Raw genomic sequence first — 21,067 nt, forward strand, 5'->3', positions numbered from 1 at the left:
TGAGGATGGAAACGTCAGCTAAAACGTCAATGCGCTTTGCCATTCGCGAATCCAAGACTTACGCATTTTTGCCACTTCATCAGCACTAAAGTTCAACGACTTGCTTGGAACACTCAAAGTTTCAAAACCTTTAGGTAACTCAACGTCAGTGACTGGGTACATCCAGTTACCCGTTGGCATCGCCGATTGGAACTCATCACTTAAAATGAAACTCATAAATTGATCAGCAAGTTCTGAATTTTTTGCCCCTTTCACTTTGGCGGCTACTTCAACTTGCATGTAGTGGCCTTCAGCAAAATTCGCCGTAGCAAACTTCGAATCGTTTTCCGCAATTAAGTGGTACGCAGGTGAAGTGGTGTAAGAAAGCACTAAATCGGACTCACCATTGAGGAACATAGAATACGCCTCAGACCAACCTTTCGTGACCGTTACGGTTTTGCTCGCTAGCTTCTGCCACGCTTGCGTCACATCGTCGCCATAAATAGATTTCATCCATAGCATTAAGCCTTGGCCCGGCGTTGAAGTCCGCGGATCTTGGTAAATCACTTTCAGATCGTTGCGCGTTTCCACCAGCTCTTTCATGCTTTTCGGCGGATTAGCCAGTTTCTCTTTGTTGTACACAAACGCGAAGTAGCCGTAATCGTACGGTACAAACGTAGTGTCACTCCAACCGTTTGGTAACACTGTGTTAGCCGTATCCACATTGTGCTCGGCAAGCAGATCGGTTTTCTTCGCTTCTGCCATCAGATTGTTATCCAAACCTAATACGATGTCCGCTTTGCTATTACCGCCTTCAAGACGAAGACGATTCAGAATCGACACACCATCGTCCAACGCTACGAAGTTAACGTCACAGCCACATTTTGCTTCAAAAGCTTGCTCGATTTTAGGACCTGGCCCCCAATCTGCGGCAAAAGAGTCGTAGGTATAGATGGTTAATGTGTTTTCAGCGGCAAACGCTGAAGTAGAGGTGATTGCAGCTAGGGCAATCAGATTTAGAGTAGGTTTCACTGCTCGCTCTCCATGAGTATTTCAGAGAAATAAGTTGAGCGGCACAGGGTTTGAGGCGGCTATTAAGGACTTCCAATATCCAGACTCAATTCCTACGCCAGCATTATCTGGTTCAGGTAATACGGGTCCCTAGTTAAACACTTAGGTCTCAGCGCCCCAATGCATTGATTGACTCAATGCTAAATGGGTTTGCTCCCCGATGAGTTGGATGGATTGTAAAGGTATTTGAGTGGTTACACAATCAGCTCACGAGCGCTGGTCATAACCCCAACGAGGCACCAAACCTTGCTCAATACCTAAGTGGTCAAGAATTCTCGCCACCATAAAATCCACTAAGTCTTCAATACTCTTTGGCTGATGATAGAAGCCTGGAGCTGCTGGCATGATGGTGACGCCCATTTGCGACAGTTTGTGCATGTTCTCCAGATGTAGCGTTGAAAATGGTGTTTCGCGAACCACGAGCAACAACTGCCCGCGCTCTTTCATTACTACATCAGCGGCCCGTTCGATCAAGTTGTCCGACATACCGTGTGCTATGGCTGCAACGCTTCCCGCAGAGCATGGGCAAACCACCATTTGCTTGGGTGCAGCAGAACCAGAGGCAACCGGCGAGAACCAATCGTCTTTACCGCAAACGGTGATGTTATTTCGATTGCAGTTCAGGTGCTCTACCAATGCTTGCTGCGCTGCTTCTGGACCACTTGGCAGCTTAAGATTATGCTCGGTTGCCATCACAACACGAGCTGCCGAAGAAATCAGAACGTAGACATGATAATCCGCCGCAACCAAGCATTCTAAAAGACGAAGGCCGTAGGGAGCACCAGATGCGCCCGTTAATGCCAACGTGATGGCTTTTTTATGAGAGGGTTGTGTTTTGTTTTGCATATCAATCAGGCTTTTTGTTTTAACTGCTCAAGAAGTTTTCCGTGAATACCACCAAAGCCACCGTTACTCATTACCAGAATTTGGTCTCCAGGCTGAGCACGTTCGACAATTTTAGCCACAAAGTTATCTATATCGGCATCGACAAACGCTGGCTGCTTGCATTGATCAGCAATGTCTTGCACAGACCACTCGATATTATCTGGCTGGAACAAGAAGACTTCATCTGCACTGTGTAGTGACTCTGCAAGTGTATTTTTGTGTACACCACGCTTCATGGTGGCAGAACGCGGCTCTAACACAGCAAGGATGCGTTTTTCACCTACCTTGTTACGCAAACCACCGACAGTAAGTTCAATTGCCGTTGGGTGATGCGCAAAATCATCGTAAACCGTCACACCTTGTTCTTCACCTTTCAGCTCTAAACGGCGCTTGGTATTGATGAAACGCCCTAATGCCTGGCAAGCAAGATCCGGAGTGACTCCAACATGTCGTGCAGCAGCGATTGCCATCAGCGCATTATCCACATTGTGGTCACCCACCAAATTCCATTCGACGGTACCAACCTTCTCACCTTGCAACGTAACTTCAAATTTTGAGCCATCAAGCACTAATTTGTGCGCTTGCCAGTCACCATCCTCACCTGAGAACTGTTTTTCAGTCCAGCAGCCACGCTCTAATACATCCGCTAACGCTTGATCCTGCCTCGGCGCTAAGATCAACCCATTGCCCGGTACAGTTCGCACTAAATGATGGAATTGGCGCTTGATCGCTTCTAGATCATCGAAGATGTCAGCATGATCAAACTCAAGGTTGTTCATGATTAAGGTTCGAGGATGGTAGTGCACAAACTTAGAACGCTTATCGAAAAAAGCACTGTCATATTCGTCCGCTTCAACGACAAAAAACATGCTTTCACCCAAACGAGCAGACACTCCGAAGTTACCGAGTACCCCACCGACTAAGAAACCCGGTTGATAACCACAATCTTCAAGTATCCAAGCAAGCATGCTCGACGTGGTCGTTTTCCCATGTGTACCCGATACCGCCAATACCCAACGATCATGCAGCAAAAACTCGTTGAGCCACTGCGGGCCAGAGGTGTAACGCATGTTAGTGTTGAGCACATGCTCGACACAAGGGTTACCACGGCTCATCGCATTACCAATCACCACAAGATCTGGTTGAGGGTCGAGTTGAGACGGGTCAAAGCCTTCAATAATTTCAATACCTTGAGACTCAAGCAGTGTGCTCATTGGCGGATAAACGTTGGCATCAGAACCCGTGACTTTATGTCCTAATTGGCGCGCTAGAATCGCTGCGCCGCCCATAAATGTGCCACAGATACCCAAGATATGAATGTGCATAAACTAAACCTTGTAATGCGTTTTTTAATGCTTTCATTATCGCGATTACCGCCTGAAAAGCGAGTGACTTTAGCCTTCTTCTTGCAGTCCCTTTCACAAATATGACAAGGTTGAACACAGACTGTACAACCTCTTGCTTACTGATGAATCCCTCAAATAAGTCTACAAATAAATTGAGATCTCAAACAGTTACTTCATTACCATTAAAAAGATCTGCGACTTAAACTTACATCCAGCGCAATCGTTTAACATCCATAAAGAGATGCTCACTTGCGCACTACCCCCAATGAAATGAAAATGTAAGGATTAACCATGTCAGGACTGCGCACCCTAGGCGAGTTCATTGTCGAAAAACAAGCGGATTTCCCCCACGCTAGCGGTGATCTATCATCCCTTTTAGCCTCCATTCGTTTAGCTGCAAAAATCGTTAACCGCGAAATCAACGCAGCGGGTCTCGGTGATATCACTGGTGCTGTAGGCACGGAAAATGTCCAAGGTGAAGATCAGCAAAAGCTCGATGTTTACGCGAACGATAAGTTCAAAGCCGCGCTTGAAGCTCGTGATCAAGTGTGTGGCGTTGCCAGTGAAGAAGAAGACGAAGCAGTTGCGTTCAATAAAGAACTCAACCAAAACGCCAAATATGTAGTACTGATGGACCCACTTGATGGTTCTTCTAACATCGATGTGAACGTCTCTGTTGGTACTATCTTCTCGATTTACCGTCGTGTTTCTCCAATCGGTACTCCACCAACTGAAGAAGACTTCCTACAACCTGGTCACAAGCAAGTGGCTGCGGGCTACGTGATTTACGGCTCCTCCACCATGTTGGTATACACAACTGGTAACGGCGTAAACGGCTTTACTTACGACCCATCTATCGGCAGCTTCTGTCTTTCTCATGAAAACATGATGATTCCTGATGATGGTAAGATCTACTCCATCAACGAAGGTAATTACATTCGTTTCCCTCAAGGGGTGAAGAAGTACATCAAGTACTGCCAAGAAAACGTGCCAGAAGACGGTCGCCCATACACTTCTCGCTACATTGGCTCGCTGGTTGCTGATTTCCACCGCAACCTACTGAAAGGCGGTATCTACCTTTACCCAAGCACACAAAGCCACCCACAAGGCAAGCTACGCCTGCTTTACGAATGTAACCCTATGGCATTCCTCATTGAGCAAGCTGGCGGCATTGCATCGGACGGCGTGAATCGCATTATGGACATCAAGCCTACTGAGTTGCACCAGCGTGTACCTTTCTTTGTGGGTTCGAAGAACATGGTTCGCAAAGTTGAAGAGTTCCTTGAACTGCACCGCGACGAAGAATAATTTCAGACCTTTGTCCAACGCGGCAGGTGTTTACCTGCCGCGTTTTTGTCGCTAAAGTGAAACGCGAATTTATCATCAGATGAAGCCGCTTTTGTGTGACTCATCGTTAATGAAAAGGAATATTCTAATGAGCTTAAACCATGTACCAGCAGGCAAGTCGCTGCCTGAAGATATCTATGTCGTGATCGAAATTCCTGCAAATGCAGATCCAATCAAGTACGAAGTAGATAAAGACTCTGGTGCTGTATTTGTCGACCGTTTCATGTCTGCACCAATGTTCTACCCATGCAACTATGGCTACGTGAACAATACCCTGTCTCTTGATGGCGACCCAGTCGACGTATTGGTACCAACACCATACCCACTCATGCCAGGTTCAGTCATTCGCTGCCGTCCTGTTGGCGTTTTGAAGATGACAGATGAATCGGGTGAAGATGCAAAAGTGTTTGCGGTTCCCCACTCAAAAATCTCGAAAGAGTACGAGCACATCCAAGATGTGGACGATATCCCAGAACTACTGAAAGCGCAGATCACGCAATTCTTTGAGCGTTACAAAGAGCTTGAAGCAGGCAAATGGGTGAAAGTGGATGGTTGGGCAGATGTTGCTGCCGCCAAAGCTGAAATCCTAGAATCTTACGAGCGAGCTCAGAAAAAATAAGCATCACTGCTGATACAAAATTAAAAAGAGCTGCTCTAGGGCAGCTCTTTTGCTTTCATCTTACCTGTGTCAACTAGATAGGTGCGCCTGCTGAAGACATTCGTCCAGCGTCGTAGTCATGTTGAAAGAAGGGGTCAACATCATCACAAATGCCAAAATACGGCCGCCCGATAACACCGAGCATATAAGCACTTTGCTCACAATACTCTTGTTTGCCTTGCTGGTAACCCGCTTGATAAGCCATTATCAGTTCTGGCGTCGCATGGTTAACATCATCCAGCTTCGCAATTCGCTCCTCAGATAACTCCCGTAATCCATCTAAAGCTGACTGCTTACCAAACACTTGCCAATCGGTCACATTATTCGAAGCCGGTAGTGTTGTTTGTGCGCATGCAGCAAGAAGCAACGCCATTACTCCAATTACGAATGTTTTCATCGTGACTCCTTAGTGTTTAGCTCGTTGCTATTGATAATGTCAGTATAGCTCACACCTTTTGACACCAATCGCCGGAAGCGATTTCTTCGGTTAATTGCTCAGTATCTTGATATAAGTAGATCCAAGCTTGGCCAAACGGCGTAACGATGCTCTCTCGGCGATATTCCACTGGCACATCTTCCAACTTATCTAGCTCGGATAAGGTTTCATCATCAATCAGATACACTTCACCTTGAATCGAGCGTTGCCCATCAGACAACGCTGGATAAGGGCCTAAGTCATACATTGCAAATTGAGCATCCGTTTCATGTAAACCAAGAAACTGCGCCGAGCGCAAATACTGATGGTTGTACTCTCCCTTGCGTAACGTGCCGTAGACAAAAATCAAATGCTGCATAACCACTCCTTAGTCATGACTGTGTATGCTTAGGTTAAAGCACTTTAATCGAACTCAAACTGATAGAGTAGGTCAACGGCGCTATCTACACCAGATACCGCTTCTAAATACAAGTCTTGCATCAATCGGTAACGCACAGTGAACTCACCTAGGGAGTTAAAGATGCCGACACCATATTTCACCTGCAAACCTGGCAGAATATAACCACTCACCGTCACTTGCGAATCATCGCCCGAACCAGCAGTGTCCAGCTGTAAATCCTGTACGCCAAAGGCTTCACCGATTTCACCAACCACACGACCACTCTTCGCCAAGCTTAAACCAATTAAGGTAGTCGTCATTGCATTACCACCGGCTTCACCATCAATATCTTGACCACGAAGTAGATAAGAAAGTGCATTGGCTTGGTTCATCGCGGGCTCTGAGAAAATTTCTATACTCGGATCAGATGCTGGGCCCGACACTTGTACCCCCGCAATGACATCATCTTGGGTATTGTCTGGATTACGAATCGCTTTGATAGACAAGTAAGGTTGATCTGGTGGACCATTCATCAGAATCTTACCTTCTTTAATCAATAAGTCCTGACCAAACGAACGATAAGAACCATCGACAACATTCACTTCACCAACGATGAACGGACCTTTGTCTTTTTGTGTCACGTTTAGGTTCCCTTTCAACCCACCTTTTAAGCCAAAAGCGGCAAGTTGGAAGTCATCACCAATTTTAATGTTGATGTTCGTTTCCACATCAAACGGCATCGCAGCCACATCGTCCACTGGCTGCAAGTTTTTATCGAGAATAACGGTATCACTCGATACGCCTACTGCACTTGGTGGAAGCTCTTCGACGACAATTCTTCCCCATGGCAAATTAATATCACCCTCAATTTTCGCAAGCTGAGGGGTCACATCTATTGTCATGTCAGGCTCAACTTTGATTTTTACCATTGGAGGCACATCAACATTGAGCTCTTTAGCAAATACACGCGCTTTAGTGCGCCAGTTCTGTAAGTCCTGCCAGTCGGCATCACCGGTAACGTTCAACTCACCATCCGGGGTTAGAATTCCGGCATCCAAGTCCGCTTGATGGCCTTTAAAGTTGATGACGACCTGCCCTGAGTTTATATCTATCGGTGTGACTTCACCCTGTAGCTTCATTTGGTCAATCAAGAACTGACCATTCACCTTCGGATGCATGACGTCACCTGATATCGCTAGGTCAGTATTCATGTTTGCTTTAAACAAGCTGTACTCACCAATCAACGGTGCCAAGAAATCCAAGTGGAACGTAGAGAGTGAAACCTTACCATCAATAGTGGGCTTTTCAGACGAGACATTCAGTAAAGAAACCTTACCAGACAAGTCACCGTTATCTTTCACATCAAATAGCCACTCGGCATCAAGCTTGTCTTTCGCTAATGCTGCTTTAAAGTTGAAGCTTTCCCAACCGACTTTAATTGGCTGTTCAAGCGCTTGTTCAACTTGGCCTTTTGGCATATTGACACTTAAGGTTACTTCAGGCTTTTTCTCTGGTGCCCATTTAGCAAAAGCCTGTGCATTAACCGAGCCTTGCAGCTTGGTTTCTGACGGCAGGAATTGTTTGATTTGGTCAAAATCAAAATCATTGATGGCTAACTTCGCCTGGCCACTCTTACCGACACTAATGTCTTCGGTTAGACATACGCTCGACTCCGCTTGCAACCAACAATGCGCTTGAACGTTCGCGATCTGTTTGTCGATATTGACCTTCACCGCGGTCGATTTTTGCAACGCCCACGGGCCTTGTTGCGAGCTCAGCGTCAAGCGGCGCAGCGCCCCATCCCAAATCATTTCTGGTTTCTGCTGGAATGTCCCTTCAATTTCTAAACTGGTCGACACTAGGTCAGACACTACATCGAGCGTAAGTTGATGCAGTTTTTCATCCCCAGAGACTTCAAGGTCAGCACTATCAACTTTTATGTCGTCATAGGTAATGTTGTTCGCAATAAGGCTTATGTTCGCTTTTGGTGCTGGCAGAGGCTTCACATCACCCTTTAAAGTGATCGTTTCTACGTTCGCCTGTTGCTGCCAGTTTATCTGATTTAAAGCGAGAGCAAGATTGATGTCTGGTTCTTTCAAGCTACCACGTAGTGCGACTTTACCTTGCATTTTACCTGCAAGATCCGGAACACTTTTCGCAAAATCAGGGAAGTTAACCTCAACATCCATCAGAATTTGCTTATCGATCTTACCCTTTGCACTCAGTTGGTTTGGACCATGAGAAAGCGCTAGACCCTGAGTGGTAAGTTGGATGTCTTCGCCTTTGCCGTTTTTATCAGACGCTTCAAGTTGCCCTTCAACATTCAGCGGATACCCTCGCAAAATGCCGTCAATGTCTAACTTAGGCAAACTGACTTGCCAACCGCCTTGTTCTGTTAACGACCCCGAAGTCGAAAGGTTACCGCTGATATCCCCTTCAGCTTCTTTCCATTGTAAACCTGGTTGAATGTTTTTCAGGTTCAAGTCAGCTTGCCAGTTGATTGGCGCGGCCCAATTGGCCATGACTTTCCCAGAGAGTTCGCCCCCTAAGGTTTTCACTACAAGGCTTTCGAGGTCAATTTGCTCTAGCGTACCTTTGCCGTTTAGTGCGACATCAACGGCGGGAATATCTTTGCCCGAAGCTTTGGTTTCTAATGCGACTTCGTAGCCATCAAGTGAGCCTTTTGCCGCCAAGCTTGGTACAGAAACCTGGTAATCGCTTTGTCCAAATAGCGGCCATTGCGCCTGTACATTTTTAATCGCGACATCAAACGGCAACTGTGTTTTAAGCGGTTGAATATCACCTTTGATCTCCGCTTGTACAAGCTCAGAAAGCGTAGCATTTAGTGACAAATCACCAACCGAACCCGAGACCGAAAGCGACAGTTTTTGTCCCTTCGCATCCGCTTGCTTCACTAACGCGTCCAATTGCGCTTTGATAGGGTAATCAGAAGAAAGCGTCACTTGTGTGCTCAACTTGCCTTCCACTTCTGGCATGTCGAGCTCTAACGTTTTGACATCAACACGTTCACCGCCTGCTCTTGCAACCAAACCAAGATGATTGACGATCACTGGCGTTTCACCCGCCAGTTTGAAATTGTGAATATCAAGACGACGCGCTTCAACCGTCAGTGGAATCCATACTTCGGGTAACACAATATCTTGCGGCGTAACGTCAGTTTCTTTCGGCTCCTCGGCAGCCGCTTCAGGTTCAGCCTCACTTGGTGCTAAAGCCACATTAATGTCTTTCAACGCGGTAGGTGCGATCACCAAACGATCGCCTTGCATCGACAAAGCGGTCGAGAATGTTTGCCAATCAATTTGATTGCCCAGCACATTGACATTGATATCATTAAAGCTGACTTTATTAACAAAAATTGGCACTGGCGTACTGATAGAGCGCAGTGGTGGTGTTTCCTCTTGCTCCTCGCTTGCTGGCGGTAGCTCTGGCATCTTAAAGTCAAGCCCCTGCAGTCTTAACTCATCGACACAGACCTTAGGGTCAAAGAAACAGCGGAAGTTCACTGCCAATGCTAAACGCTCGACTTTGGCGTCGATATTCAAAGACTCATCGACAAAACTGACGTTATGCAGTTCGAAGCGAGGAAACAATGAACCCTGCACTTTTTCAATCTGCAATTGTGGTAATGCTTTTTCGGCTCCCCACAAGGCAAATTTGAGGCCTGGGTGGGTAAACAAAACTGTCGCGACAATAATGATGAGCAACAGCAATAGACCAATAAAACTGAGCGACAGCCATTTGGTCCACTTAAACATCATTTTGATCATAGCTCAGGCCCCAATGAGAAGTGGATACGAAACTCTCGTTCTGGTTTTGCATCCAACCCCCATGCAAAATCAAAACTAACAGGGCCCACCGGAGACGCCCAGCGGATACCAACACCAGCACCTGATTTCCAATCTGGTGTTTCATTAAACGCATCACCAATATCGTAAAACGTTGCAGCCCACCAGTTTCCATAAACACGATATTGGTATTCTAATGTACTGCTAACAATGTATTTACCACCCGTCAAAGCACCACTCTCATCCACAGGTGAAATAGATTCATAGCCGTAACCACGAATATTATTGTCACCACCTGCGAAGAAACGCAGCGACGGTGATAGCTTTTCAAGTTCATCGGTAATATTCGCACCACCTTCTAAGCGGAACAAACCACGATGATTCTCTCCAATACCACGAATCCAAGAAGTCGAGCCAATTAAGCGGAGCACTCTAGTTTCAGAAAGCATAGCGGTATCACCATACTCAATAGTGATGCTTTGCTTGTCTCCCCACATTGGCATATTGCCCCCTCGAACCCTAGTCCGAGAAAATGTCGCACCTGGAAGTACGAAGTTGAATTCATCATCTTGTAAACCTTGCGTAAAGCTCTCGTACAAATGACGAACATAAACGGTATTATGCCAACCACCGTCTGCTAACCAATGACGTTCCACTGCAAGGTTAGACTCGATACTCTGCGTGTCACGGTTGTCTAGGTTTTTAAGCCCATATTGAACTTGATAATAATCGTTAGCGACATCTTCTAAAGGAATTTTGTAAGAAGCAGTCACAGTTTGCTCTGGCTTAGATAGGGATAAAGCAGTGTTGAAACTGTGTCCTCGGGAGCTCACCCAAGGTTTCTTCCACTTCAACGTTCCTCGAACGCCGACATCCGTTGAGTAACCAATACCCGTCTCGATCTGATTCTTCGAAGCAGGAGATAAAGACACTTTAATTGGCAAGTCTCGGCCATCATCAAGCCTATCCAATTCAGGCTCAACAAAAACTGAGGAAAACCACTCCGTATTTGATAGCTTCTGGTTAAACTCGCCCAGCTTCGAAACGTTGTATGGGTCCCCTTCTTTAAAAGGTTGTAGTGATGCGACACGGTCTTCCCAGATGTGGTTGCCAATAAAAGAAACGTCGCCAAAATTGAAACGTATTCCACTGCTGTAGTGCAAACGGACATTAGCTTCGTTCAGATCAGGGATAACCTCTAATCGACTTAGCGTAAACTCACCATTGAAGTAACCACGCTGAAGCGCCAAGTTACGAATGCCTGACTTAAGGCTGTCGTATTGGCCTTGATTCAAAACTTGACCAACTTTGAGCGGAGAGCGCTCAATAAGTTTTGCAAACTCTTCATCGTCCTTGGCCTCTCCAGTGATGACCACATCCATGACTTTCACTTTCACTGGCAAGCCCGGCTTGATGAGCACAATTAACTCATCATTCGCTTCAGGAATAGAGTATGAAATTTTTGCATGATAATACCCAAGCGCGTTAAGCGCTTCAGTGATACTTTGATCTAATCTCGCTTGAAAACGCAGAGAAGTGGAGTAATCCTTCTCTGGAATAGATGATAGATACGCACTGACATTCTCTTCTAAAGCGCCATCAATGCCTTTCAAAGTCAAAGAAACATCGGCATAGGCACCATGAGAAAAGGCAAACAGGCCAACAATGGTGGGGAGAGCTTTTTTTATCATGCTTTTATGGCTGAATGAGGTTAAGTAAACGTAAATAATGATAACGCCAATTAGATTCTAAGTCTGTAATATTAATAGGTTTAACGCGGTCTATGTCATCACAGCATCAGATACAGACGAAATGAAAAAGTTCGCAAATTTAAGACACGTATTGAAGGACAAATACCATGCTCAACAAACAAACATTGATCAGTATAGAAGATGCCTTGCCAGGTAGAGATCAACCAATGCAGATTGACGATCATCATTTTGTAAATAAATCTAACCTAAAGGCGCCTCTTGCGTCACACCAACAGCAGATTTTGCTCGGAATGGGCTGTTTTTGGGGCGCTGAGCGCGTATTTTGGCAACTCGACGGCGTTGTATCTACTTCGGTCGGTTACGCTGGGGGTTACACACCCAATCCCACGTATGAAGAAGTCTGTACGGGTAAAACGGGTCATACAGAAGTCGTTCGAGTCGTTTTCGATGAACGCGTCATCCCATTAGAAAAGCTACTGGCTGTTTTTTGGGAAAAACACGACCCAACTCAGGGAATGCGTCAAGGTAACGACTTAGGTACTCAATATCGTTCTGCAATTTACACTTATTCGACGGAGCAGCTCGAGAGCGCAGAGAAATCGAAACTCTTGTATCAGCAAGCACTGCAAGAAGAGCAGCGCGCGAACATCACCACCGAAATACAACCAGCAGGTCCGTATTACTTTGCGGAAACCTACCACCAGCAATATTTGGCGAAAAACCCTGATGGTTACTGTGGCATCGGAGGAACGGGAGTTTGCTTCCCACCAAGCCTCCAAGGATAAACCTAACTAGCAACAAAAAGAGCGACCGATATGGTCGCTCTTTTCTAAATCTAAGTGGGTACCAAGCTAACTAAGCCGATAATGATGCTATCACTTGGTTGACTTCTTTAAAGATGGTGAGCCTTTTATGATCGTTGACGTCAGGTAGTAACACTTTGCCATTGTCGAACTGAAAACAGCCAACCCCAACAATAAAAAATTGACCTTTGAACAACGTTTTAACAAAACGGGCCACTTGTAATGGTCGATATACAGCAAACTCACGTAGCATAACTCACCTCAATTCCTTTGAGAAAACACGGATTGCTTATTTTTCCTCTGCAATCTTAATGCGCAATTTGCGACGGAAATCATTTTAGCAAATTCTAAATATAACGCAAGATTACACCACTCCATACGTTAAATAAATGTTATCAACGGTCCTACAAATTTCTAAGATCTGGATATATACTGGAAGCTTCCAAACCTCGTACGGAATATAACAATATGAAAACTAAGACTCTCCTACCTCTACTACTGGCCTTAACGCCAAGCTTGACCTTTGCACACAACTTGTCAGTGGGTAAAAGCGTTCCTCCTGTCAATGTTGCCGCTTACGGCGAGATTGTTTTACAAGGCGAAGGCGTTGCATACCAACCCTGGGCAACTCAACATATGCAAGGCAAAGTTCGTGTTATTCAAGCCATCGCAGGCCGTAGTAGTTCAAAAGAGATGAATGCCCCTTTAATGTCGGCAATAACAGCGGCAAATTTTCCACAAGAAAGCTACCAGACGACGACTATCATCAACCAAGATGATGCAATTTGGGGGACAGGCTCTTTCGTGAAGTCTTCAGCTCAAGACAGCAAAAAAGAGTTTCCTTGGTCATCCATGGTTCTTGATGAAAATGGCGTAGTTGCCAATACTTGGGACCTGAAAGAAGAAAGCTCGGCCATTATTGTTCAAGACAAAACGGGCAAAGTTCTGTTTGTCAAAGAGGGCGCACTTGAGCAAGATGAGATAACAAAAGTCATTGAGCTTATTAAACAGAACATCTAGCTTCATTGAATGGCTCCTTGTTCTTGTTGTAAGGAGCTATATGAATTTGATTAGAAGCATGGGCAGTGACAACTCTGCTCTTTATAAGTGCGACACTTCCACAGAGAGTATTACCAATATTTTTCGGCACGTATGTGTGGAGTTAAATTTTTCTGCTAGCCAACAAAAGAGTGAACTTTTATTCATTATGGGTGTTATATTATAACAGTCGGTAAGAGGAGCTCAGATGTACCACCACCAGCAAAAAACACTAAGATATTGGTATCGCACTGCTTTATTTTTCAGTGTTGCGTTGCTGATCGCTTGGAACTTTGCGGTTGTACTCCATCAAGTCGATCTGACGCCCGACCATCATACCCATCATCATTGCCAATTATTTTCTGGTGTTCAGCACGGTATAGCAAAGGTACAACCTACCCTCTCTACACCGACTTTTACGCGCGCCCAGCATCATCATGTTTTTTTGCATCTCGTGTACGGCGAAGAAGTTCTTGGCGCTGCTCGTGCCCCTCCTTATTTTGCTTAATTTCCAAACTATTCCACACTCAAAATTATTGAGTTCATTCCCGCACCTAGTGTGTCAGGGAACAATAACTTAGTGAAACTCGAATCTGAGCAATACCGCCTTTGGTTAATGCCAGTAAAATTAGGAAAAATACAATGTCATCAAAACACGTTTTAGCCCTTGCTATTGGCCTCACTTTATCGACAGCAGCGAATGCAAACGAATACCGCCAGCATGGTGCTCATGTGCATGGTCACGTCGAGTTTAATATCGCCCAAGATGGCAAAGATCTGTTAGTAGAGATCACAGCTCCTGGAGCTGATGTTGTGGGTTTCGAGCATGCTCCAGAAAACGCGCAACAAGAGCAAGCGCTTAAACAAGCCGTCGCTACACTCGAAGACAGCAACGCATTGTTCGCTATTAACTCACAAGCTGATTGTAATATTGAAGAAGCTTACGTGAGCCACAACCTAAGCGAAACTCATGAGGAACATGATCATAGTGAGCACGACCATGATGACCATGCACATCACGATCATGAAGGGCACGAACATCATGATCATAATGATAAACATGACCACCATGACGATCATGATGAGGCGCACGATCATGGCGGTCACGGTGAATTTTCGGTGCAATATCGCTTCAGTTGCGAACAAGTTAATCAGCTTAGCCAAATCCAAACCGATTGGTTTAACCAATTCCCAACTACAGAGTCCATCAGCGTCAATATATTCACTGATACCATGCAATCAGCAATTAAATTAAGCAAAGATAACACCCAAATCGTAATCAAATAACACGAGTGGCGTGTAAGTACCCACTTACACGCCACAGCTTTGGTGATTTAATATGACTGAAACCACACCAAATGTTGTCGAGCTAGAGGATGCCCAATTTTTCTGGCCCGGTTCAACCAACGCAACCATCTGCATCCCCAAATTACACATTACACAAGGCGAGCATGTGTTTATCAAAGGTCCAAGTGGCTGCGGTAAATCGACCTTGCTCGCTTTGTTGACGGGGATTAACACATTAACTTCAGGCTCTCTATCTGTACTCGATACTGACCTTGCTAGTTTAAGTGCCAGTCAGAGAGACCGCTTTCGCGCCAATCATATTGGCTACATCTTTCAACAGTTCAATTTATTGCCGTACCTTAACGTACTTGAAAACGTATTATTGCCATGTCAGTTCAGTAAAATACGACGTGACCGTGCCCATTTAGGTGCCTCATCTCAAACGTTAAATGAACAGGCTCAGGCCCTACTAGAACGACTGCACTTGCCAAACGAGCTTCATACACGCCCTGTCTCTGAATTGAGTATTGGTCAACAACAACGTGTGGCTGCGGCTCGAGCTCTGATAGGACATCCAGAGTTAGTGATCGCTGACGAACCAACCTCAGCTTTAGACTATGACAATCGTAAAGCATTTATTGAGCTCCTTATGGAGCAAGCGAATCAAGCCAATGCCACACTGGTATTCGTTAGCCACGACCCAACACTCGAACCCTTATTCGATCGCACGCTCAATCTACCCGACATTAATCAAGTATCTAGCCTAGGAGCCATATCATGAGTGCTGTTGTAAAGCTCGCCTGGAAAAGCTTGATGAACCGCAAAGCGACGGCAATTCTAACCATCATGACCGTTGCGATTTCTGTGGTACTCCTCTTGGGCGTCGAGCGTATCCGAACTCAAGCCAAGGATAGCTTCGCCAATACAATTTCAGGCACAGACCTCATTATTGGTGGACGCTCTGGGCAAGTGAACCTATTGCTCTATTCTGTGTTTCGTATTGGTAATGCGACCAACAACATCGATTGGAAAAGCTACCAAGAGTTTGCCAATCATCGTTCAGTCGATTGGGCTATTCCAATCTCGCTTGGCGACTCGCATAAAGGCTTCCGAGTTATGGGAACCAATCACAGTTACTTTGAGCATTACAAGTTTGGAAGTAAGCAACCACTAACATTTGGCAAGGGTAGAGAATTCAATGGTTTATTTGAAACCGTGCTAGGTTCTGATGTCGCTAAACAACTTGGTTATGATATCGGTAGCGAAATCATCATTGCCCACGGCATTAGCGACGTTGGCTTTAGCCGTCATGACAATCTGCCATTTAAAGTTGTCGGTATCCTTGCACCTACAGGAACACCAGTCGACAAAACTGTCCATGTATCATTGGAAGCCATCGAAGCCATTCACGTCGGATGGGAAAGTGGTGCGCGTTTGGGCCCGACACCCAAGGCACAAGATCTCAAAAACAGAGACTTTCAGCCCAAACAAATTACCGCTATGCTCGTTGGTTTGAAATCTCGTATTCAAACTTTCGCCCTGCAAAGACAAATTAACACCTACCCCAAAGAGCCGCTCAGCGCCATTATGCCCGGCGTTGCGTTGCATGAGTTATGGGGAATGATGTCGGTTGCAGAGCAAGCCCTAATGGCAGTATCTGGTTTTGTCGTGATCGCAGGGTTGTTAGGTATGTTAAGCAGTCTATTAACTAGCCTACAGGAACGCCGCCGTGAAATGGCGATTTTGCGTGCCATGGGAGCAAGGCCTCGTCATGTTTTCTCACTCTTAATTAGTGAAGCCAGCTTGCTTACTGCTGCTGGTATTATTACTGGCGTTACTGGGCTGTATGCCATTCTTGCTATCGCGCAGCCGATCATCCAACAGCACTATGGAATACATCTCACCTTAAGCATCTTATCTACTTATGAGTGGATGCTATTAGGTTTCGTACAATGCGCTGGTATTGTGATTGGTTTCATTCCCGCACTCCGCGCCTACCGACAGTCACTGAGTGACGGAATGACAATAAGGATTTAATAAAATGTGGAAAAAAATACTCGCAAGTTGCTTGCTGGTCGTCGCATTCACAGCGCCTGTTATGGCCAGCGAAGAACCATTAAAGCTTGACTGGATTGACCTTGTTCCAGAAAAAGAGCGTAAATTGTTCGACAGTATAGGCATGCCCGCATCTGATCACAGTGGTGGCGCAGCCCAGCAGTCCAAGATTGGTAACGTTCGACCAGAACTGAACGGAAGCCAAGTTAAAATTCCGGGGTTTGTTATCCCACTTGAAGGTGATGCCGATACCGTCACCGAATTTTTATTGGTGCCATATTTTGGAGCTTGTATTCACGTGCCACCACCGCCTCCAAACCAGATCATTTACGTGAAGTTTCCGAAAGGCGCGCCTGTTCAAGAGTTGTGGGATGTTATATATGTGGTTGGAACGTTGAAAACCGAGACGATAAACCACGAACTGGCAGAAACGGCTTACGTTATTGAGGGATCAGAAATAGAAGCCTACGACGATATGTAATTTAAGTCGTCGATAAGCCTCGCTACACCTAAGGCGTCACACTGGCGCCTTTTTTAGCTTTGTGCTACACGATATAACGAGATAAATACGCTAACACGCCCACATAAATAACCAAAAGAAACGCTATCGACAGGTGCTTTTTGAGTTTACCTGCTTCTGAGAACTTCATAGCCCCTCCAAAATAACGATAACAATTTTAACAACTCATTATCATTTTGAATAGCCCTATTCGTTCAAAAACTGAGAACTCCTGTCTGGTCGCTTGGTCAGATAAGGTGTAAATTTAAACGTGCGAACCGCGCAGTTCTTGGTAGGAAAACGAATGGCAGACCCGACAAAGCAACCTGTTGTCATCGAACATCAGTCAGACACAAAAAAAAATACGCAACAAGAAAAGAAACAAGGCTACATAAAAGACAGTGCTAGTAAGGTAAAAACCATAGCCCAAATACACGGTCTTGACGCCTTACTGCAAACCGAACCGCCAGCCAAATCTGCGTTTGAAAGAGCCCAATTGCGAGAGCAACGACGCCAAGAACAGCGACAAAAAAACTTAGAACAGATTTTAAAATTAGCGCACAGTTCATGCCGAGATGAGACAGCGGGAGAGCCAGACCAAGATTGGTTGCATCGATTTTTTGAGATGGCTCAAGACATCCATAACAGCGCGATGCAAAAGCTATGGGCTCAAGTGATGAAGCGTGAAGTGACCAATCCGGGTTCAACGTCCATGAAAGCGTTGAAAACCCTCAAGGATATGTCACCAAAGGAAGCACAAACTCTGCAAAGAGCCGCCTCTTTAGCGTGCAGTTTTGGAGGGGATCACAGCAGAAAACTGCTGATTGGTTACAAAGCCCAAGGAGGCATATTTAGCTTCGGCAAGCGAGACGTCGCTAACAGCCTAAATATGGGAAGTTTTCAACTGCCGTATTCAAGCTTGTTGCTCTTAATTGAATTAGGGCTGCTGCACAGTGCCGAACTTGAATCTGGCGAAATTAGTATCGAAACACCGTTGGTCCTCACCTACCAAGGTAAAAACTTGTCACTGAACGTAAACAGTAAAGGTGTCCGCCTTTTATATTACCGCTTCACACCCACAGGCAATGAGCTCTGTACCTTGCTCGGAAACAAACCACATGCCGAATACTACGATCAAATGCTTGCACTGTTAAATCATAGATTTAGTGTCCATAGTGAAGCTAAAAGTACGGTTCATCATACCGTCTAGCCAGCTTGAGAAGCATTTGATCACCTATGATCCAAATACTTCTCCAGCTGCTCAAAGAGCTTTAGGTCACCTATGATCTAAATGCTTTTTTATCGGATCACACCGCGTTGTTTAAGATCGATTAAGCACAAATCCACCAGCTCATCGACACTCTTTTCTCCCGCGGGCAAATCGATTTCAGGGTTCTCTGGCGCTTGATATTCCGAATCAATACCAGTGAAATTAGGAATCTCTCCCGCACGGGCTTTACGGTATAAACCCTTAGGATCTCGACCTTCGCAAACCTCTAGAGATGCATTGACATACACTTCGATAAACTCGCCTTCTGGCAATAAATCGCGCACTAACTTCCGCTCTGCACGATGCGGTGAAATAAACGCCGACAGAACAATTAAACCCGCATCTGCCATCAACTTCGCCAGTTCACCAATACGACGAATGTTCTCGCGACGGTCCTGTTCAGAAAAACCTAAATCGCTACACAAACCATGTCGTACATTGTCACCATCCAATAAATAGGTGTGGTAACCCAATGCTGCAAGGCGATTTTCCAACGCCCCCGCTACGGTTGATTTACCCGCTCCAGATAAGCCAGTGAACCACAATACGGCAGGTTTTTGCTTCTTTAATTCAGCACGAAACTGTTTATCAACCGAATGCTGGTGCCAAACAATGTTTTCATCTTTTACCGTCGTTTCGGCAGTCATAACGTATCCTTGTAAATATCGGAATTAAAACGGGAAAAAGACCGGGATCAAAGTAAGTACTAATACAGAGTACACAATCGAAATTGGCACTCCAATTCTCACGTAGTCGGTCAATTTGTAATTTCCTACGCTGTACACCAGCAGGTTAGTTTGGTAACCGTAGGGAGAGATAAAGCTCGCACTCGCGCCGAACAAAACCGCCATGATGAATGGCATCGGATCCACGCCATAACCCACCGCCATGCTATAGCCGATAGGAAAAGAAAGCGCAGCCGCGGCATTGTTTGTCACCAATTCAGTGAGTACCAATGTCATGATATAAGTCGCCACCAAGGCACCAAATACTCCCCAGCCATTAAACGCTTCAATAAACATCACTCCCATTCTTTCTGACAATCCAGAAGAGATCATCAGTTGAGCAATAGACAAAGCGGAACCGACAATCACGACGATATCGATCGGAAAACGGCGGCGCAGTTCTGAAATCTGCACAATACCAAACGCAATAAGCGCGATAAGGTACGCAGCTAGACCTTTAATAATCGGTACTAACTCTAATAGAGCGCATCCAATTACGGCTGCAAAGCCCAGTAATACAATGGAAGACTTATTCGTATCAAGCCGAGCGCTAGAGTCCAAGTCATGCACTAAAACAAACTCTTTACGATGAGCTCGGCGTTCAGACTCAAAACGCTTTCCTGGAACCAGAACTAACGTGTCCCCAGGCGCTAAGGTAATACTACCCAAGCCACCTTCTAGGCGTTCGTGGCCTCGGCGAATCGCCACAACAACGGCATCGAATCGGTCGCGGAATCGGCTCTCTTTGAGGGTTTTGTAGCAAAATGTCGCCGACGAGCTCACCACAACTTCGATAAAGTTTTGCCCATTTAAGTGCTGCTGACCAAACAACTTGAGGCCCGGAATTTCTTGCAGGGTCGCGACGCTCTCAACATCGCCACAAAATAACAGGCGGTCTTTTGCATTGAGCACAAAATCCGGTCCCACAGAAGAAACAGTAACACCATCGCGCACCACTTCTGCAAGAAACAGTTTGCGCAGCGCACGTAAATTATTCTCGCTGATCGTACGCCCAACTAGCGGTGAGCCAGGCTCAACGCGAGACTCAAGAAAGTAAGGTAAATCTTCTTGGTTTTGATCATCATAATTCGGTAGCAAGTAGCTCAGTGGAATAAGAATCAGCATCCCTCCCACCAGCACAGCCAAACCTATCATCGTAGGTGTAAAAAAGCTCAGGCTCGGTAAGCCTGCGTCTTCGACAAAGCTGTTGATGATTAAGTTAGTCGACGTACCAATCAAAGTTAATGTGCCACCAAAAATGGCGGCGTAAGACAAGGGGATAAGTAATTTCGAAGGTGCATGCTGCTGATTACGCTTAATCGCCCCAATCAATGAAACAACCACAGCGGTATTATTCGTAAATGAAGAGAGCAAGGCTGTCGATACGCCGAGCTTAGCAATCACGCTACCTAACTGGCCCTCAGAGATACTTCGGCTCACCCAACTGATCAGCAGTGTTTTTTCTAGAGCACAGGATGCAAGAATCAATAGAACCAGGGTTAACAATGAAGAGTTGGTAAAATTGGATGCGATAGTGGCTGAATCCATCATCCCAGCCATGAATGCAATAAAAGCGGCACCCGCAAAGACATAACTAGGCTTAATTTTCGTGACAAGCAAGCAAGTGATAATGCCAAGCAAAATCGCTAACACAAACCCTTGTTCCCACATAGCCTTTCCTTACCAAATAGCCCTAAAGGGCACAACAACGACTCATTTATCCATGAATCACCGACAAACGAGCAAACAGACAAAAATCAGCGCAAGCGAA

General features: G+C 45.6%; 20 protein-coding genes and 1 riboswitch. Of the genes, 10 read left to right on the forward strand and 10 right to left on the reverse strand.

All coding sequences use genetic code 11. The features are described from left to right. Positions 1-18: 18 nt before the first annotated feature. The 3 genes from thiB to mpl form a co-directional block, all read right to left on the reverse strand. Positions 19-1,011 (reverse strand): thiamine ABC transporter substrate binding subunit, encoded by a 993-nt coding sequence (thiB, locus tag R7Q11_RS09270; protein ID WP_225466390.1) that lies wholly within the window; start codon positions 1,009-1,011, stop codon positions 19-21. Positions 1,012-1,083: 72 nt separating this feature from the next. Further along, positions 1,084-1,220: riboswitch (TPP riboswitch) on the reverse strand. Positions 1,221-1,257: 37 nt separating this feature from the next. Continuing rightward, a complete protein-coding gene (locus tag R7Q11_RS09275; RefSeq protein WP_005379640.1) occupies positions 1,258-1,896 on the reverse strand; it encodes a flavin prenyltransferase UbiX in 639 nt (212 codons plus the stop codon). A 5-nt stretch (positions 1,897-1,901) separates the two neighbouring features. Beyond that, positions 1,902-3,260, reverse strand: a complete 1,359-nt coding sequence (mpl, locus tag R7Q11_RS09280) for a UDP-N-acetylmuramate:L-alanyl-gamma-D-glutamyl-meso-diaminopimelate ligase (RefSeq protein ID WP_225466391.1) — start codon at positions 3,258-3,260, stop codon at positions 1,902-1,904. A gap of 312 nt (positions 3,261-3,572) precedes the next feature. Here mpl and fbp point away from each other — a divergent pair, with 312 nt between their 5' ends. Both fbp and ppa read left to right on the forward strand, forming a co-directional pair. Then, complete coding sequence (fbp, locus tag R7Q11_RS09285; protein ID WP_005383114.1) at positions 3,573-4,589, forward strand: class 1 fructose-bisphosphatase; 1,017 nt, start codon at positions 3,573-3,575, stop codon at positions 4,587-4,589. 127 nt (positions 4,590-4,716) lie between these two features. Continuing rightward, positions 4,717-5,247 carry an inorganic diphosphatase gene (gene ppa / locus R7Q11_RS09290; RefSeq protein WP_005379635.1) on the forward strand — a complete coding sequence of 177 codons (531 nt, stop codon included), beginning with the start codon at positions 4,717-4,719 and terminating at the stop codon, positions 5,245-5,247. Positions 5,248-5,320: 73 nt separating this feature from the next. Here ppa and R7Q11_RS09295 read toward each other — a convergent pair whose 3' ends face one another. Genes R7Q11_RS09295 through R7Q11_RS09310 form a run of 4 tightly spaced genes read right to left on the reverse strand, consistent with a single transcriptional unit; the run spans position 5,321 to position 11,598 of the window. Beyond that, a complete protein-coding gene (locus tag R7Q11_RS09295) occupies positions 5,321-5,683 on the reverse strand; it encodes a DUF2799 domain-containing protein (RefSeq protein WP_225466392.1) in 363 nt (120 codons plus the stop codon). A gap of 49 nt (positions 5,684-5,732) precedes the next feature. Beyond that, the gene (locus R7Q11_RS09300; RefSeq protein WP_054576638.1) at positions 5,733-6,080 is read right to left on the reverse strand and encodes a gamma-glutamylcyclotransferase; all 348 of its coding nucleotides are present in this window, start codon (positions 6,078-6,080) and stop codon (positions 5,733-5,735) included. A gap of 44 nt (positions 6,081-6,124) precedes the next feature. Continuing rightward, the gene (locus tag R7Q11_RS09305) at positions 6,125-9,889 is read right to left on the reverse strand and encodes a translocation/assembly module TamB domain-containing protein (RefSeq protein ID WP_225466393.1); all 3,765 of its coding nucleotides are present in this window, start codon (positions 9,887-9,889) and stop codon (positions 6,125-6,127) included. Then, positions 9,886-11,598 (reverse strand): autotransporter assembly complex protein TamA, encoded by a 1,713-nt coding sequence (locus tag R7Q11_RS09310; protein ID WP_005383121.1) that lies wholly within the window; start codon positions 11,596-11,598, stop codon positions 9,886-9,888. The genes R7Q11_RS09305 and R7Q11_RS09310 overlap by 4 nt, the downstream gene beginning before the upstream one ends. Before the next feature lie 167 nt (positions 11,599-11,765). On the opposite strand from R7Q11_RS09310, the gene msrA reads away from it, so the two are divergent. Continuing rightward, positions 11,766-12,404, forward strand: a complete 639-nt coding sequence (msrA, locus tag R7Q11_RS09315; protein ID WP_225466394.1) for a peptide-methionine (S)-S-oxide reductase MsrA — start codon at positions 11,766-11,768, stop codon at positions 12,402-12,404. A 70-nt stretch (positions 12,405-12,474) separates the two neighbouring features. Here msrA and R7Q11_RS09320 read toward each other — a convergent pair whose 3' ends face one another. Continuing rightward, positions 12,475-12,675, reverse strand: coding sequence for a DUF1107 domain-containing protein (locus R7Q11_RS09320; RefSeq protein ID WP_005379612.1), 201 nt, complete (start codon positions 12,673-12,675; stop codon positions 12,475-12,477). 215 nt (positions 12,676-12,890) lie between these two features. Here R7Q11_RS09320 and R7Q11_RS09325 point away from each other — a divergent pair, with 215 nt between their 5' ends. From R7Q11_RS09325 to R7Q11_RS09355, 7 genes are all read left to right on the forward strand, one after another. Continuing rightward, positions 12,891-13,442, forward strand: coding sequence for a YtfJ family protein (locus R7Q11_RS09325; protein WP_005383122.1), 552 nt, complete (start codon positions 12,891-12,893; stop codon positions 13,440-13,442). 226 nt (positions 13,443-13,668) lie between these two features. Beyond that, the gene (locus tag R7Q11_RS09330) at positions 13,669-13,968 is read left to right on the forward strand and encodes a DUF2607 family protein (protein WP_005379608.1); all 300 of its coding nucleotides are present in this window, start codon (positions 13,669-13,671) and stop codon (positions 13,966-13,968) included. Positions 13,969-14,102: 134 nt separating this feature from the next. Then, positions 14,103-14,747, forward strand: a complete 645-nt coding sequence (zrgA, locus tag R7Q11_RS09335; RefSeq protein ID WP_053349701.1) for a zinc uptake protein ZrgA — start codon at positions 14,103-14,105, stop codon at positions 14,745-14,747. A gap of 52 nt (positions 14,748-14,799) precedes the next feature. Further along, complete coding sequence (locus R7Q11_RS09340) at positions 14,800-15,528, forward strand: ABC transporter ATP-binding protein (RefSeq protein ID WP_225466395.1); 729 nt, start codon at positions 14,800-14,802, stop codon at positions 15,526-15,528. Further along, positions 15,525-16,784, forward strand: coding sequence for an ABC transporter permease (locus R7Q11_RS09345; protein ID WP_053306844.1), 1,260 nt, complete (start codon positions 15,525-15,527; stop codon positions 16,782-16,784). Before R7Q11_RS09340 ends, R7Q11_RS09345 begins: the two co-directional genes overlap by 4 nt. Before the next feature lie 4 nt (positions 16,785-16,788). Then, a complete protein-coding gene (locus R7Q11_RS09350) occupies positions 16,789-17,283 on the forward strand; it encodes a DUF3299 domain-containing protein (RefSeq protein ID WP_005379600.1) in 495 nt (164 codons plus the stop codon). A 322-nt stretch (positions 17,284-17,605) separates the two neighbouring features. Beyond that, complete coding sequence (locus tag R7Q11_RS09355; protein WP_005379599.1) at positions 17,606-18,511, forward strand: TIGR03899 family protein; 906 nt, start codon at positions 17,606-17,608, stop codon at positions 18,509-18,511. An 89-nt stretch (positions 18,512-18,600) separates the two neighbouring features. Here the strand turns inward: R7Q11_RS09355 and cysC are convergent, their stop codons facing one another. Together cysC and R7Q11_RS09365 are read right to left on the reverse strand one after the other, a co-directional pair. After that, entirely contained in the window at positions 18,601-19,218 is a 618-nt protein-coding gene (gene cysC / locus R7Q11_RS09360; protein WP_005379598.1) for an adenylyl-sulfate kinase, read from the reverse strand. A gap of 24 nt (positions 19,219-19,242) precedes the next feature. Further along, positions 19,243-20,967 carry an SLC13 family permease gene (locus tag R7Q11_RS09365; RefSeq protein ID WP_005379596.1) on the reverse strand — a complete coding sequence of 575 codons (1,725 nt, stop codon included), beginning with the start codon at positions 20,965-20,967 and terminating at the stop codon, positions 19,243-19,245. Between the last annotated feature and the right edge of the window lie 100 nt (positions 20,968-21,067).

This window comes from Vibrio sp. 970 (genome assembly GCF_033339075.1).